This is a genomic window from Micromonospora sp. NBC_00860 (assembly GCF_045207375.1).
GTDB classification, from domain to species: Bacteria; Actinomycetota; Actinomycetes; order Mycobacteriales; family Micromonosporaceae; genus Micromonospora; species Micromonospora vinacea.
This window is the reverse complement of the sequence record NZ_CP108825.1, coordinates 4,109,276-4,125,329: the sequence shown is the minus strand read 5'-3', so window position 1 is coordinate 4,125,329 and position 16,054 is coordinate 4,109,276. Positions and strand designations below refer to the sequence as shown.

Here is a 16,054-nt window from a genome sequence, read left to right as displayed (position 1 = left end):
GCTACCCGCCCCGGACCCGCCGTTCCTCCTGAGCGGCGGCGAGGATGAGATAGCTGCTGGCGGTCCAGGTGTAGGCGCGGTCCCGGAGTCCGGTGCCGGTCTCGGCGTCGAAGTTCTCCGCGAAGCCGGACTTCTCGCACAGCGCGAGGAAACGCCGACTGATGTCGTCGGCGATCCTGGTCTGCCCGGCCCGGCGCAGGCCGTCCTCGACCAGCACCGTGGAGGGCGCCCAGATCGGGCCCCGCCAGTAGCCGTCGGCGAGGTAGTGGGCCGAGTCCGTCGGCTCGGTGGCCAGCCCGTGCGTGGTGAGGTGGGATTCGACGCCGCGCGCCAGTGCGGCGGCGACCGGGGCCGGCAGGTCGGCCCCGAGCGCGACGGGCATCAGGTCGAGCAGGCTGCGGCTCCTGCGCGAGCGCCCGGTGCGGGGGTCACGGGCGCAGAAGCGCTCGCCGTCCCACAGGTCGCGCAGCATGGCCCCGTGGATCCGGTCGGCCTCTTCGGACCAGCGGGCGGCGGGCTCGCCCAGCTCGGTCGCGAGGTCGGCGAGGCAGCGGAGCTGCGAGACCAGGAACGCGGCGAGGTCGGCCGTCTCGAGGACCCGGTTGTCGTCGAAGGTGGTGGCGTTGTCCCATCCGCTGTCGTTGCCGTGCTGGTAGTGCGGCAGGTCGTGGCCGGGGGCGCGCCGCGCGTCGAGCCAGAACTCCGACCAGCGGGCAAGCCGGTCGTACGTCTGCGCCAGCGCCGCCCGGTCCGGTGGCTGGGGAAGGCGTCGGCGCAGGTGACGCAGGGCCCAGCCGTGGATGGGGGGCTTGACGTAGTTGTGCAGGACCTCGGAGTGGGTGACCGAGTCGGGGAGGGCGCCGGCCTCGTCCTGGTGGTCGAAGGGCAACTGGAACTGGTGCCAGGCCAGCTCCGGCTCGCCGGCCGCCAGGGCGATCGCGTTGAAGCAGTGGTCCCAGCTCCACACCTTGTCCATCCAGTGCTTGGACATCAGGACGGCCGGCCGGGTGACGAAGCCCGCCGGGGCGACGGTTGCCGACCACAGGACGTACGCGGCCAGTTCGGCGGCCGGCGTCTCCGGACCGCGCCAGGGCGCGATCGCGTCGACGAACGCGGTGAACTCCGCGATCCGGTCGCGGCACAACTGCTCGAAGCTGACGGATCGGGTGTACGGGCGGCGTGCCGTTGCGTACTCCTCGATCGCGATCTCCCAGGGCTGGTCGCCGGAAAGGTCGAGGGACCGGTCGGCGGTGCCGAGAGCCTGCGCTCCGTCGGTTCGCGACAGAGCGCCGGAGAGCACTGTGATCCGGTAGCGGCGACCGGTCTCGTACGAGGTGAACACGTGTGATCCGTCGACCGGGTCGGCGTACAGGTAGGTCCCGCTGAACGGGGTGAGGGTGTGCGCGGCGGCGGCCACCCGCAGGCCGAGCCGGTGGCCCCGGATCCGCAGGGTGTCCGCCCCGTCGTAGACGGCCTCGATCCGGTCGGCCCCGTTGCGCCAGGTCAGCAGCGCGGGTGTGGCGACGACAGTGGTGCCGGCGACAGTGGGGGCGAGCCGCAGGACGGGGTGCAGCCCGGTCTGGTGGGAGACCAGGTGCAGATCGTCGGCGTACGTCTTCTCGGCTACCACCGGGGAGATGTTGAACCAGGATCCGCGGTAGCTGAACGGGATGTCCTGGATTCCGAACTCCGGACCGGACGGGGCGACGGTCATGGGTGGCGGGTGCCTTTCTGTGGTGCGGGTGGTCGGTCCTGGACCGCCGCGGATGGTCAGTCCTTCACGGCGCCAGCGGTCACGCCCATCGAGACGTACCGTTGGGCCAGGATCAGTAGGACGGCGGCGGGGATCGAGGCGACGACGGCGGTGGCCATGATGGCGTTCCACTGCTGGTTGTTGTTGCCGATGTAGTGGTAGATGCCGAGGGTGATCGGCTGGTGGTCGCCGCCGCCGGCCAGGGTCGACGCGAAGATGAAGTCCGACCAGGACCACAGGAACGCGAAGAGCGACACCGTGACGATCGAGTTGCGGCTGACCGGCAGCACTACCGACCAGAAGGTCCGCAGTCGACCTGCGCCGTCGACCACGGCGGCCTGGAGCAGTTCGTCGGGGATGCCGGACATGAAGGCCGTGAAGATCAGGACAGCGAACGGCACCGCGAGCGTGGTGTCGGCCAGGATCAGGCCGGGCAGTGTGTTGAGGACGCCGAGGGTGAGGTAGATGGCGTAGAAGCCCATCGCCATGATGATCCCCGGGATCATCTGCGCGATCAGCAGCACGAAACTCAGCGCCGGGCCGCCGGGCGGCCGGAGCTTCGCCAACGCGTAGCCGGCGGGGGCGGCCAGCGCCACTGTCAGCGCCACGGTGCCGAGACCGACCAGGAAGCTGGTGCCGAGGTACGGCAGTTGCTGGTCGAGCACCGCCCGGTAGCCGTCGAGGGTGCCGTTGGTGGGGAACAGGTGCGGGGGAGTGGCCCGCATGTCCTGGTCCCGGGTGAAGGACACGTTGATCATCCAGTAGACGGGGAAGAGCATCAGCCCGGTCAGTACCAGGCCGACGCCGGTCTTCCACCAGGCCCGAGGCGTCGAGGTGGTCATCGCAGCTGCTGCCTCCGCTCGATCCGGATGTAGAGGAGGCCGGCGATCAGGGCCAGCACGATGAGCAGGTTCCCGATGGCCGCGCCGGGGCCGAACTCGGGCAGCAGGTTGCCGAAGCCGAGCCGGTACGACCAGGTGGCGAGTGTCGCCGAGGAACCGGTCGGACCGCCCTTCGTCATGATCCAGATGATGTCGAAGACCTTCAGCGTGTAGATCAGCCCCAGCAGCAGGGTGATCAGGGAGACGGGACGCAGCAACGGGAAGGTGATCCCCCAGAACCGTTGCCACCCCGTCGCCCCGTCGAGCGCGGACGCCTCGTACATCTCCGTCGGGATCGCCTGGAGGCCGCTGTAGAGCACCACCAGGTTGAACGGGATGCCGATCCAGATGTTCGCGATGATCACCGAGGTCAGCGACCAGCCCGGCGACGTGAGCCAGTTGACCGGGCCGATCCCGACGACGCCGAGCGCCGTGTTGACCAGCCCCGAGTCGCTGTTGAGCATCCACGACCAGGTCGACGCCGAGACGATCAGCGGCAGCAGCCACGGTACGAGGATCAGCGCCCGCAACGTGCGCGACAGCGGGAAGTGCTTGTAGAAGAAGAGGGCCAGGGCCATGCCGATGGTGAACTGGAAGGCGAGCGAGGCCGCGGTGAAGACCACTGTGTGCGTCAGCGTCGGCCCGAAGGCCGGGTCGGTCAGCACGGCCCGGTAGTTGTCGAGGCCAGCGAAGGGGGCACCGCCCTGCACGAACGAGCGGACTGTGTACTCCCGCAGGCTCAACTCGACGTTGCGGTAGAGCGGGTAGGCGTAGAAGGCCGCCAGGTAGAGGGTCACGGGTGCCAGGAAGCCCCACGCCCACCATCGGCTGGGCCGGCGGGCACGGGACGGGGGAGGCCCGGGTGGGGCGGCGGTCGCCGCCCCACCCTGGTCTCGTACGGCGGTGGAGGTCTCTGTCGTGGGGGGCATGGTGTCGGTTCGGTTCGCTTACCTGGTCGTGGCGGCGGTCTGCGCGGCGGTCAACGCCTCCTGTGGCGACTTGCCCCCGCTGAGGGCCGACTGCACGGCGGTCCACAGCGCCTCGGAGATCTTCGGGTACTTCGTGCCGAGGTCGTCGCCGGTGCGGCCCTTGGCGGCCCGGACCGCCTCCACCCAGACCTTGAGCTTGGGGTCCGCGGTGGCCTGTCGCTCCTGAACGGCGGCGACGGGTGCGACGTAGGAGAGCGTGGTGTCAGTGGTGAGGAGGTTGTCGGCGTTGGTCAGGCAGGCGACGAGCTTCTGCGAGGTCTCGTACCGGCCGGTGTTCTTCTGCACCGGAATGGAGACGAACTCACCACCGGTGGGCGCCGGGGCGGGCCCGCCCGCGCTGGCCGGGATCGCGATCGTGCCGTACGAGAAGCCGAGCTTCTCCGCGTTGGCCAGTTGCCAGGTGCCGTTCTCGGCGAACGCGTAGTTGCCGGTGGCGAACTCCTGCCAACTCGTGGTCTGGGTGTTGTTGATGACGGAGTTCGGGGCGTGACCCTGCTTGAGCCAGTCGGTCCAGAGCGTCAGCGCGGACACCGCCTGCGGTGAGTCGAGGCTGGTCAGCTGGGCACCGGAGCCCCAGAACCAGGGCAGGAACTGGAAACTGCCCTCCTCGGTGCCGATCGCGGAGAAGGTGATGCCCTTCTTCCCCTTGGCCTTGACCTTGGTCAGTGCCGCGGTCAGTGACGTCCAGTCCTTGACGGCGGCGGGATCGACGCCGGCGGCGGTGAGGAGATCCTTGTTGTAGTAGAGGGCGAGGGTGTTCGCCCCGATCGGCACCCCGTAGGTCTTGCCGTCGCTCTGGCCGGCGCCGAGCAGGTTCTTCTCCATGGCCGAGACGTCCAGCTTGTTGTCGTCGGTGGTGGTGAGCGCACCGGCCTCGGCCAGAGTCGAGATGACCGGGTTGTCCACGATCAGCACGTCCGGTGAGTTTCCCTGCTGGGCGGCGAGCAGCGCCTTGTTTGTCAGGTCGGTGGTGTCGTAGCCGGTTCGCTCGACCGAGACACCCGCGGAGGTGCCGCACCTCTTGAGCAGCGCGACCCACTCGGAGTCGTCGGCGAACTGTGGATACGGGTCCCAGACGAGGTAGGCGCCGCCGTCGGCGGGGCCGTCGGCGGACGACGAGCAGGCACTGCCTGTCACTGCGGCGAGAGCTATCACGGCGACGGCGGCCAGGCGCCGCCGACGACTGAGTCCGGTCATGTGTTGCCTCACTTCAAATCGATCGTCAGGTGGGGCGTGTGTGGGGTGATCGTCGCGGGTTGGACCAGTCCAACCATGCGGCGAATCGATTCGACGAATCGGTTCGCCCGAAGATAGGTCTGGCCATGCCCAGGGGTCAAGAGTCAGTTGACCGTGCTGGGGGGATCGCTGGGCAACATGGGCGTTACCGCACCGTCACTGCATTGACACGGTTCAGTCTCCGGTCCTACGATCCGTGCGAATCGATTCGCAAGCGCTGCCCTCCGGAGAGCGTCCCCCGCGCCCCACCAAGGAGCCGCCCGTGAAAACCCCGTCCCGCAGCAGGTCAGGACGAGCCCGTGTGTTCGTGGCCCGACTCGTCGTCGGCCTGCTCGCCGCCGCTGCCGCCGTCACCGTCGCCTCGTCCCCCGCCCAGGCCGCCGACGAGTCGATAAGCGTCAACTTCGCCACCACCAACGGCGCGCCGACCTACCGCGCCTCCGGCTGGATCTACGGCATGACCGAGAACGCCAGCGGGCCCGCCGACCACTTCTACCGGGACGTCAAGTTCCAGTACATGCGCGCCGGCGGCGCGCAGCTGCCGGGGAGCGGCTGGGTCGGCGGAACCTACGACCGGCGCTGGAACTCCACACTCGCCCAGGCACGTCGGACCACAGCCCTCGGTGGGAAGTTCATCATCCTGCCGCACGACCTCTGGGGTGCCGACGGCGCCGGAATCTCCCGCTTCCCCGGTGACAACGGCAACTGGACCGACTACGACAACTTCCTGACCCGCCTGATCAACGACGTCCGCGCGTCCGGGCTGTCGGTGCAGTGGGACATCTGGAACGAGCCCAACATCACCATCTTCTGGAACCGGCCGATCTCCCAGTACCTCGAACTGTGGCGTCGGACCTACCAGCGCATCCGGGCGGAGTTCCCCAGCCAGCTCATCGTCGGGCCGAGCTGTGCCTGCGTACCGTCGACCAACCACGCCTTCTGGAACCAGTACCTGGACTTCGTCCGCTCGACGAACACGGTGCCAGACATCATCAGCTGGCACTCGCTGCCCGGTGACCCGGTCGCGAACGTCGCCGCCGCCAACGCCACCCTCGACCCGCGCGGCATCGCCCACCCGCGTCCGTACCAGATCAACGAGTACGGCGCGCCCGACGAGCAGAACCCGGCCGACGGCGCCTGGTACATCGCACGTCTGGAGCGGGCGCGGGCGGACGGTCTGCGGGCCAACTGGGCCAGCGGCGGCAGCCTGCACAACGACCTCGGCAACCTGCTGATCCGTAACTCGGCCGGCCAGCACCAGCCCAAGGGGGAGTGGTGGAACTACCGCTACTACGCCTCCCAGGTCGGGGAGAACGTCGCGGTGACCCCCAGCCAGTCGTACGACGCGTACGCCACGAAGACGGCCGGGGTGGCGAAGGTGCTCATCGGCGGTGGTCGTACCACCGGGAACCTGACCGTCAACCTGCAACGCCTGGACACCACCAGCGGCATCGTGCAGAACAGCCAGGTCCGGGTGCTCACCCAACGCATCCCGCACAACGGTGGCGGCGCCGTGGCGGGGCCGGTCACGGTCTCGAACAGCGTGGTCGGGGTGTCCAACAACAACGTCACAGTGACAGTGCCGTACACCAACCAGACCGACACCTACACCGTCACGCTGCTGCCCCCCTCCGACGGTGGCTTCCAGTCGGTGGCGGTGGCCCAACACTCGCAGCAGTGCCTGAACAACGCCGGCCTGAGCACCGCCGACGGCAACGTCCAACAGCAGAACTACTGCGACGGCGGTGACCAGCAGCTCTGGAACTTCCGCCCGGTCGCCGGTGTGGCCAACACCTACACCGTGGTCAACCAGCAGAGCGGCAAGTGCCTCGACGTCAGCGGCGTGTCCACCGCCGACGGCGCGGCGGTGCACCAGTGGACCTGCCTGAACAGCCTCAACCAGCAGTTCACGCTGCGCAAGGTGACCTACTCGGGCAACGACTCGCACGACTACCAACTCGTCGCCCGGCACAGCGGCAAGTGTGTCGATGTCAACGCGGTCTCCACGGCGGCCGGCGCGCTTGTCCACCAGTGGACCTGCAGGGCGGCCAACCAGGGCAGCCCGTTGAACCAGACGTGGCGGCTCCTGGGTCGGTAGGCGTCCCGGGGAGAGGTGGTGCGCTGGTCGTCCGCCCAACGTCCAGCGCACCACCTCGCCACCGTATTCATTGACATGAATTAATTAAAGGTCATACGATTCGCTCCGAATCGATTCGCCACCGCCACCGCCCCCCGTGGCGCGTCGACACCCCCACCGCGCTTCCACGACTCCGAGGAGCCACCTCGTGCGAACCCCGTCCCCCCTCGGGCCAGGAACAGCCCGTGATCTCGTCCCGAGACGTCGTCGCGCCCGACGTCTGACCGCCCTGGCGGCCGCGCTGGTCGGCGTGCTCGTCGGCATCGGCGCCGCCCCCGGTGCCCCGTCGCCGATCGCCGAGGCAGCCGCCGCCCCGATGGCGGCCGCCATCGCGCCGGGGCAGAGCACCCCGATCGTCGGTACGCCGTCCGGCCGCTGCCTCGAAGTGCCCAACTCCAGCACCACCAACGGCACCCAGACGCAACTCTGGGACTGCAACGGCAGTGCCGGCCAGACCTGGACGTGGACGTCGACCAAACAACTCCAGGTGTACGGCAACAAGTGCCTGGACGCCTCCGGCCGCGGCACCGCCAACGGCACCCAGGTGATCATCTGGGACTGCAACGGCCAGAACAACCAGCAGTGGAACGTCAACAGCAACGGCACCATCACCGGCGTGCAGTCCGGGCTCTGCCTCGACGCCAACGGCGCCGCCACCGCCAACGGCACCAAGGTCATCCTCTGGGCCTGCAACGGCGGCGCCAACCAGCAGTGGGCCTCGCCGACCACCACACCGCCGCCGACCAACCCGCCGACCGGCGCGCGGCCCTGTGACATCTACGCCTCCGGCGGCACCCCGTGCATCGCGGCGCACAGCACCACGCGGGCGCTCTACGAGGCGTACGCCGGCAACCTCTACCAGGTCCGACGCTCGTCGGACAACACGACCCGCAACATCGGGCTCACGGGGACCGGTGGCACCGCCAACGCGGCGACGCAGGACTCGTTCTGCTCCGGCACGACCTGCGTGATCACTGTCGTCTTCGACCAGTCCGGGCGCGGCAACGACCTCTGGTACCAGGGGTCGAGCGTCGTTCCGGGCTCCCCGCAGAGCAGGCCGGCGATCGCGACCTCGGAGTCGCTGACCGTGGGCGGCGCGAAGGCGTACTCGCTCTACATCAACCCCGGCAACAGCTACTGGCGCGACGGGCACCTCACCGGCGTGCCGACCGGCGCGGCACCCGAGGGCATGTACATGGTGACCAGCGGGACCCACGTCAACAGTGGCTGCTGCTTCGACTACGGCAACAGCGAGACCACCAGGAAGGCCGACGCCGCCGGGGCGATGGACGCCATCAACTTCAGTAAGCAGTGCTGGTTCGGCGGCTGCTCCGGCAGCGGCCCCTGGGTGCAGGCCGACCTCGAGTGGGGTCTCTTCCCAGGCGGCAGCAGCTCCTGGAACCCGAACCAACGGGCGTTCACCAGCAAGTTCGTCACCGCGACGCTCAAGAACAACGGCACGACCCGGTTCGCCATCAAGGGCAGTGACGCGCAGGCCGGCAGCCTCTACACGCTGTACGACGGCTCGCTCCCGCCGGGATACAGCCCGATGAAGAAGCAGGGCGCGATCATCCTGGGCAGTGGCGGTGACTGCTGCAAGCCCGACGGCGGCGCGAACCTGAGCGCCGGCACCTTCTACGAGGGGGCCATGGTCTCCGGCTATCCGTCCGACGCGACCGAGAACGCCGTGCAGGCCAGCGTGGTGACCGCCGGATACCGCTGATCCTGGCGACGCCCGAACGAGTCGTGCGCCGGTCACCACCAGGTGGTGACCGGCGCACGCGCGGGTGGACGTCGATACCGTCTCAGGCGACAGTGCAGGACGCGCCGTTGAGGGTGAACGAGGACGGTCGGGCGTTGTTACCGGTGTGGGTGGCCTGGAAGCCGAAGCTCACCGAGCCGTTGGCGGGGATGCCGCCGTTGTAGGCGACGTTGCGGGCCGTCACCTGGCCCGAGCTGGGCGAGTAGGTGGCGTTCCAACCCGAGGTGATGGTCTGCCCACCCGGCAGGGTGAAGACCACGGACCAGCCGTTGACGGCGCTGGTGCCGGTGTTCGTGACGGTGATGTTCTCGGTCAGCCCGGTGTTCCAGGCGTTGACGTCGACGGTCACCCGACAGGCGCCGGAAGTCGGCGGCGGGGTGGTCGGCGGCGGCGTGGTGGGGGGCGGGGTGGTCGGGGGTGGCGTGGTGGGGGGCGGGGTGGTCGGCGGCGGCGTCGTGGGGTTGGTCAGTCCGAAGAACGCGATGGCGGACGCGGCCATGCCGCCGGAGGGCAGGCTGTGCCCGGCCCCCTGGATGCTGTACGCCTCGACCTGGACGGTGCCGCCGCTGTCGGCGTACCGGCGCCGGTTCCAGTTGGCCTGGGGCGTGTCGGTGGAGGTGGGTGTCTGGCTCAGCCCGAACACGTTGGTCCACTGCTCGATCGCCTCCTGCAACAGCGAGTACGGCACGAGCGTGTCGTTGGTGCCGTGCCACAGCTGTACCCGCGGGCGCGGCCCGGAGTAGCCGGGGTACGCCTGGCGGACCGCGTCGCCCCACTGCTGCGGGGTCCGGTTCATGTTCCCGCCGGTGCACTGGCTGCTCCCGGGCGGGTAGTCCGCCGCGTTGGCGAAGCAGTTGAACGGCACGCCCATGAACGCGGCGCCGGCCTTGAACACGTCGGGGTAGAGCGCCAGCATGTGGTTGGTCATCATCCCGCCGGACGAGCTGCCGGTGGCGTAGACCCGGTCCGGATCGGCAGCGTACTGCTGTTGCACGTACCGGATCATCGAGATGATCGACACCGGGTCGCTGCCTCCGCCACGCCGCTTGGCGGCGTCCGACCAGGTGTCGAAGCAGTTGCCGAAGCCGGCCTGCTGGGTCGCGGACGGGTAGATCACGATGTATCCGTACCGGTCGGCCTGGCTGGCGAACTCGCTCCCGGAGTAGAAGCCCGGGCCGGAACCGCCGCAGCCGTGCATGGCCACCACGACCGCCGGCCGGGCCGGACGGTTGTCCGGCACGTAGACGTGCATGCGCATTCGGCCCGGGTTGTCACCGAAGCTGGTCACCTCGGTCAGTGACGCCGCGTACGCGGGCCCGACCGTGGGGACCACCATGCCGGCCGCCACCAGTGACGCGGCCAGGGCGATTAGCAGTTTCCTTCTGATTCTCAACTGACGACTCCTTCGATTGCCTGTGCAGGCTGGATTGGCCGTGCGATCCGGTCGCGGGTCTGCCCGACTCCCGCGGTGGTCGCACGCTGCCCGCTACCTGTGGCTCGCCCAGCCCGGCTTCGGATGGCGTCGCGTGGCAATTAGTGTTCCCCTCGGTCCAACAAGTGTCAATCGAGGAATCTCTATTTGTGACGGGTCGTGGAGGTCCGTCTACAGTCGTCATACCGTCCCCGAGGAGCACGGAGCGCCTGTGGCAAGCCTCTTCGACATCGACGAGATCTATCCGGACGATGGAGACCACCCGCTCCGGCTGCCCCGCAGGCAGGTCGGCAACTCACCCCAGGGCGTCGCGGTGACCCTGTTGGCGGACTACACGCTGCGGACCCGGGTCGCCCTCCCGTCCGCCGCCATCGTCGCGTTGCTCGGGGAGACCGGCGTGACGACGGCCGGAGCGCGTACCGCGATCAGCCGGTTGGCCCGCCGCGGCGTGTTGGAGGGCAGTCGACTGGGGCGGCGAAGCTCCTACCGGCTCAGCCGCGCCGCCGCCGCCAACCTCTCCGCCGGAGGGCACTGGATCCTCTCCTCCACCACCTCCACGGCGCGCTGGGACGGGTGCTGGACGATCGTCGCCTTCTCGCTGCCGCAGGATCGCAGTACGCAGCGTCGGGCCCTGCGAGCGCAACTGCGGTGGCTCGGTTACGCGCCGCTGTACGACGGTCTGTGGATCTCGCCGCAGGAGCTGACTCCCGCGGCTCGGGCTGAACTCGACCGGCTCACCCTCGGTGCCGTGACGGTGTTTCGTGGGCGGCAGACCGCGCTCGCCTCGACCACTCACCGTGCGCCGATCGAGGCCTGGGACATCGAGGCGATCAGCCGGAGCTACGACACGTTCCTCCGGCGTTGGACGCCCCTGTTGCCCGGGGTGGTGTCCGGGCAGGTCGACGGCGCCGCCGCGGTGCGGGCCCGTACCGAGGTCATGGACACCTTCCGGCGTTTCCCCGTCCTCGATCCGCAGTTGCCGGTGGAACTCCTCCCCTCCGAATGGCTCAGGCAGCCGGCGCGGGAGCTGTTCGAGGCCGTCTACGACGGCCTCGCCGCACCCGCCGAGCGACACGTCCGGGCGGTCGTCGAGCGGTTCGCCGACGCCACGCAGCCCGGCATCCAGGCGCACACCACCGCCGACCTGGTCGCCGGAATACGCGCCGACGCCGACCCGGCGCAGGCCGTCTCCGAGTAGCTCGGCTACCGGGGGCTCGTGAACCGCGACGAGTAGCGGCCGGCGACTGTGAGCGATAACAGGGTTGCCGTCCGGCGTGCCCCGAGCGGCGCGGTGGTACGACTCGTCCGCTGATCGCGGGGCGGCTGAGCGTGGTTGCCCTGGGCGTTTGGTACCCGGCCGAAACGTGGCGTTCCGGGAGATCGGCGTGAACGGCCCGTTACGTCTTGACGAACGGCATGTTATCGCTCACTCTCGATATAGAGGACGATCGTTCCCGTGGCTCACCGGGCGAGCCGCACGGGTCGAACCTCCGATCACAACGTCCGCAAGGGCATGCGGACGTCACTCGGGACCCGGCAGTTGCCGGCGACAGCCCTCTCGGACTGTGCGTGCTGATGCCGGGCGGCCAGGATGACCGGCCCGATCAGTCGCCCCGAGTGAAGTGGCACATCACCACCACCGATGCAACCACTGAAAAGGAACGCCATGAAACCCATGAGAACGATGCTGGCGGCGGCGACCATCGCCGTCGCCCTCACCACCGGTATGACGGTGGCGCTGACTCCCGCATCCGGCGCCGGCACGACCCTGAAGGCGGCCGCCGCCGAGAAGGGTCGCTACTTCGGCGCTGCCGTCGCGACCGGCAAGCTCTCCACCGGCGCGTACACGACGATTCTGAACCGTGAGTTCAACAGTGTCGTGGCCGAGAACGAGATGAAGTGGGCATCCAACGAGCCGTCGCAGGGCCAGTTCAACCACTCCGGTGGTGATCGTCTGGTCAGCCATGCGCAGGCCAACGGGATGAGCGTGCGGGGTCATACCCTGCTGTGGCACGCACAGCAGCCGGGTTGGGCGCAGGGCATGTCCGGCACCGCGTTGCGGAACGCGGCGATCAACCACGTGACGCAGGTCGCGACGCACTACCGGGGCAAGATCCACTCGTGGGACGTGGTGAACGAGGCGTTCGCCGATGGCGGCGGTGGTGGACGTCGGGACTCGAACCTTCAGCGCACGGGCAACGACTGGATCGAGGCGGCGTTCCGGGCGGCGCGGGCGGCGGATCCGGGTGCGAAGTTGTGTTACAACGACTACAACACCGACGGGATCAACGCGAAGTCGACGGGGATCTACAACATGGTGCGGGACTTCAAGTCCCGTGGCGTGCCGATCGACTGCGTGGGTTTCCAGTCGCACCTGGGCACCTCGCTGGCCGGTGACTACCAGGCCAACCTGCAGCGTTTCGCTGATCTCGGTGTGGATGTGCAGATCACCGAGCTGGACGTGATGACCGGCGGCAACCAGGCAAACATCTACGGCGCCGTCACCCGCGCCTGCCTGGCCGTCTCGCGCTGCACAGGCATCACCACCTGGGGCGTGCGGGACTGCGACTCGTGGCGTGGTTCGGACAACGCTCTGTTGTTCGACTGCAACGGCAACAAGAAGGCCGCGTACACCGCCGTTCTGGACGCCCTCAACGGCGGTTCGACGCCGCCCACCACGCCCCCGCCGGGCTCCGGGGTGGACACCAGCGCCTGGTACGTGTTGCTGAACCGGAACAGCGGCAAGGCGCTGGACGTGTACGCCTCGGCCACCAACGACGGGGCGCGGATCAGCCAGTGGTCGCGTAACAACGGCGTCAACCAGCAGTGGCAGTTCGTCGACTCGGGGGGCGGCTACTACCGGGTCAAGTCCCGCAACTCCAGCAAGGTGCTCGACGTCAGCGGCTTCTCCACCGCCGACGGTGGCGCGATCGTGCAGTGGTCCGACCTCAACGGCACGAACCAGCAGTTCCGTCTCGCGAACTCGGCCGACGGCTACGTACGCCTGATCAACCGCAACAGCAACAAGGCCGTCGAGGTGCAGGGCGCCTCCACCGCCGACGGTGGGAACGTCGTTCAGTACGCCGACTGGGGTGGCAACAACCAGCAGTGGCAACTGGTCCGGATCGGCTGACGACCGCCGTCACCGACTGGGGAAGCGGGAGCTGCCGGCCGTTCGGGATCCGGCCGGCGCCCGCCCAGGCGAGGTGTGACGAGTGGCGGCCCGCCCTCTCGGGGGCGGGCCGCCGTGGCCGTCAGGTTGCCGCTGTCAGTGACCGCGCGGATCGATACCGATCGTTTGACGTATGACGTATTACCCGCTAATTTTCACCCCGCGGGCCACCCGGCCGCCGGGAGCCACGACGTCGCACCGCGCGGCTTGGGCGCGGGCCTGCCACGAAGCCCGGATCGTGGCATCGCCATCGACGTACGCCGTCGGCCGCGGATGCCCGCACCCAACACCCCAGACGTGCTGACGCCACCACCACGACGCCGGCACGCACGCCAGGGCACGCGCGGGCGTTCCGCTCGTGGGTGACCCCGATCGAAGGAGTGGACCATGAAAGCCCTCGGTGAGGCTCGTCCCGCCTCTCGACAGAGACGTCGCTGGCAGTCAGGGTTGGCCGTGGCGGCGGCCGCGGTCATGGCAGCCAGCACACTCGTCGCGGTCAACGCGGCACCCGCGGCGGCAGCGACAGTGGACACCAACGCCTGGTACGCCCTGGTGAACCGGAACAGCGGCAAGGCGTTGGACCTGTACGCCTCGGCCACCAACGACGGCGCCCGGATCAGCCAGTGGACGCGTAACAACGGCGCCAACCAGCAGTGGCAGTTCGTCGACTCCGGGGGTGGCTACTACCGGGTCAAGTCTCGGCACTCGGGCAAGGTGCTCGACGTCAGCGGCTTCTCCACCGCCGACGGCGGGGCGATCGTGCAGTGGTCCGACCTCAACGGGACGAACCAGCAGTTCCGGCTGGCCGACTCGGACGGTGGCTACGTTCGGCTGATCAACCGCAACAGCAACAAGGCCGTCGAGGTGCAGGGCGCCTCCACCGCCGACGGCGGAAACGTCGTTCAGTACGCCGACTGGGGCGGCACCAACCAGCAGTGGCAACTCGTCCGCGTCGACGGCGGGACCGACCCCACGACGCCACCCCCGACGGGTGGCAGCGGGTGCGGCAAGGCGCCGGCGCTGGCCAGCGGCACGCACACGATCCAGAGCAACGGCAAGAGCCGAACCTTCATCCTGCGGGTGCCCGCCAACTACAACAACAGCAACCCCTACCGGCTGATCTTCGCCTTCCACTGGCGGGGCGGCACCATGCAGGAGATCTCCTCCGGCGGCACCAGCGGGACCGCGTGGTCCTACTACGGGCAGCAGGAGCAGTCGAACAACAGCGCGATCCTGGTCGCGCCCCAGGGATTCGGCAACGGCTGGGGCAACTCCGGCGGTGAGGACATCGTCTTCGTCGACGACATGATCAGCCGGATCGAGAGCAGCCTCTGTGTCAACCCGAGGCAGCGGTTCGCGCTCGGCTTCAGCTGGGGTGGCGGCATGAGCTACGCCGTCGCCTGTGCGCGGGCCAACGTCTTCCGCGCCGTGGCGGTCATCTCCGGTGGGCAGATCAGCGGTTGCAGTGGCGGTACGCAGCCGATCGCGTACTTCGGGCTGCACGGCATCTCGGACAACGTGCTGGGCATCTCGGGTGGCCGGGCGTTGCGCGACACGTTCGTCCGGAACAACGGCTGCACAGCACAGAGCCCGCGCGAGCCGGCGGCCGGCAGCCGCACGCACGTCACGACCACGTACTCAGGCTGCCGGGCCGGTTACCCGGTGCAGTGGGCCGCGTACGACAACGGCCACATGCCTGGCCCGGTGGACGGCACCTACGCCGAGAGCGGCATCACGACCTGGACCAAGGGTGAGATCTGGAGGTTCTTCGCCCAGTTCTCGTGACACCTGTCGGCCTCAACCGGCGGCGCCCACTCCCGTACCTCGGGGGTGGGCGCCGTCGGTTGCCGGGGACGGTCAGCGTTCGAGGCGGACGGGGCTCCCCGAGCCACTGCGGCGGACCAGCCAGGCCTCGGTGATGTGGGTGAACATCGCGTCGGCGGCACCGTTGGGGTCGTGGGCGGCGATGCGCTCGTAGATGCGTCGGTGACCCTGGTTGGACGCCACGCACAACGCGCGTTCGGTGCGGCCCATGTACCGGGCGGTGTTGATGACCTGGCTCTCCAGCGCGCGTACGACACCACGGGCGATGCGGTTCCCGGATGCCTGCATGATCGTGTCGTGGAAGGCCCGGTCGTGGTCGTGGTAGGTGACGTGGTCGTCGACGAGTTCGTCCATCCGGTCCACCATGGCCCGTAGTCGATCGACGGTCTCGGCGTCGGCGAGGCGGGCGGCGACGTTCGCCATGTCGGACTCCAGCACCCGGCGGGTGACGACCAGGTCGTCGAGGATGGCGAGGCTGTCGTCCACGGCGATGGTCGCCGCGAGGACCAGTTCGTCGAGCATGTCCCAGTGCGACGGTGGGGTGACCATGGTGCCGGCGCCCTGGCGGACCTGGACCAGCCCCTTCTCCTGAAGGATCTTCACTGCTTCTCGGACGACGGTCCGGCTCACGCCGAAGGTCTCGCAGAGGATCGGCTCGGGGGGCAGGGACGTTCCGGACGGGTGTACGCCGCGGACGATGCGTTCCACCAGTTCGGCGGTGACCGCCCTGGCGAGGTTGGTCGGCCGACGCACCCACGCCGGGGTCCCCGGGCTGTTCAGGGCTGTCTCCTGCGGTGGCGTCATGTCCCCCTCCGAATGGCTCGCCGTGGCACGACGTCTGGGCCAGTGTACGGCCGACTGTTGACGT

At 69.0% G+C, this 16,054-nt stretch carries 11 protein-coding genes; 5 read left to right on the top strand and 6 right to left on the bottom strand.

What is annotated here, in order from left to right; translation table 11 throughout:
• Position 1: 1 nt before the first annotated feature.
• The 4 genes from OH804_RS18790 to OH804_RS18775 all read right to left on the bottom strand — a co-directional run bounded on the left by OH804_RS18790 (position 2) and on the right by OH804_RS18775 (position 4,820).
• The gene (locus OH804_RS18790) at positions 2–1,714 is read right to left on the bottom strand and encodes an amylo-alpha-1,6-glucosidase (protein ID WP_406058459.1); all 1,713 of its coding nucleotides are present in this window, start codon (positions 1,712–1,714) and stop codon (positions 2–4) included.
• Positions 1,715–1,770: 56 nt separating this feature from the next.
• Positions 1,771–2,595 carry a carbohydrate ABC transporter permease gene (locus tag OH804_RS18785; protein ID WP_196921898.1) on the bottom strand — a complete coding sequence of 275 codons (825 nt, stop codon included), beginning with the start codon at positions 2,593–2,595 and terminating at the stop codon, positions 1,771–1,773.
• Positions 2,592–3,431 carry a sugar ABC transporter permease gene (locus tag OH804_RS18780; protein WP_307788629.1) on the bottom strand — a complete coding sequence of 280 codons (840 nt, stop codon included), beginning with the start codon at positions 3,429–3,431 and terminating at the stop codon, positions 2,592–2,594. Before OH804_RS18780 ends, OH804_RS18785 begins: the two co-directional genes overlap by 4 nt.
• A 150-nt stretch (positions 3,432–3,581) precedes the next feature.
• Complete coding sequence (locus OH804_RS18775; protein WP_406058456.1) at positions 3,582–4,820, bottom strand: extracellular solute-binding protein; 1,239 nt, start codon at positions 4,818–4,820, stop codon at positions 3,582–3,584.
• A 301-nt stretch (positions 4,821–5,121) separates the two neighbouring features.
• Here OH804_RS18775 and OH804_RS18770 point away from each other — a divergent pair, with 301 nt between their 5' ends.
• Positions 5,122–6,957, top strand: a complete 1,836-nt coding sequence (locus OH804_RS18770; RefSeq protein WP_196921901.1) for an RICIN domain-containing protein — start codon at positions 5,122–5,124, stop codon at positions 6,955–6,957.
• 187 nt (positions 6,958–7,144) lie between these two features.
• A complete protein-coding gene (locus tag OH804_RS18765; RefSeq protein ID WP_196921902.1) occupies positions 7,145–8,719 on the top strand; it encodes an arabinofuranosidase catalytic domain-containing protein in 1,575 nt (524 codons plus the stop codon).
• Positions 8,720–8,801: 82 nt separating this feature from the next.
• On the opposite strand, the gene OH804_RS18760 is transcribed toward OH804_RS18765, so the two are convergent.
• Positions 8,802–10,151 carry a PHB depolymerase family esterase gene (locus OH804_RS18760; RefSeq protein WP_196921903.1) on the bottom strand — a complete coding sequence of 450 codons (1,350 nt, stop codon included), beginning with the start codon at positions 10,149–10,151 and terminating at the stop codon, positions 8,802–8,804.
• A gap of 250 nt (positions 10,152–10,401) precedes the next feature.
• Here OH804_RS18760 and OH804_RS18755 point away from each other — a divergent pair, with 250 nt between their 5' ends.
• From OH804_RS18755 to OH804_RS18745, 3 genes are all read left to right on the top strand, one after another.
• Positions 10,402–11,388, top strand: coding sequence for a PaaX family transcriptional regulator C-terminal domain-containing protein (locus tag OH804_RS18755; protein ID WP_406058453.1), 987 nt, complete (start codon positions 10,402–10,404; stop codon positions 11,386–11,388).
• Positions 11,389–11,856: 468 nt separating this feature from the next.
• Positions 11,857–13,323: an endo-1,4-beta-xylanase gene (locus tag OH804_RS18750; protein ID WP_406058451.1), complete on the top strand. Its 1,467-nt coding sequence runs from the start codon at positions 11,857–11,859 to the stop codon at positions 13,321–13,323.
• 510 nt (positions 13,324–13,833) lie between these two features.
• On the top strand, positions 13,834–15,147 hold the full coding sequence (locus OH804_RS18745) for an RICIN domain-containing protein (protein WP_406058449.1): 1,314 nt from the start codon (positions 13,834–13,836) through the stop codon (positions 15,145–15,147).
• Between the two features lie 72 nt (positions 15,148–15,219).
• On the opposite strand, the gene OH804_RS18740 is transcribed toward OH804_RS18745, so the two are convergent.
• Positions 15,220–15,990 (bottom strand): FadR/GntR family transcriptional regulator, encoded by a 771-nt coding sequence (locus tag OH804_RS18740; protein WP_406058447.1) that lies wholly within the window; start codon positions 15,988–15,990, stop codon positions 15,220–15,222.
• Positions 15,991–16,054: the final 64 nt, after the last annotated feature.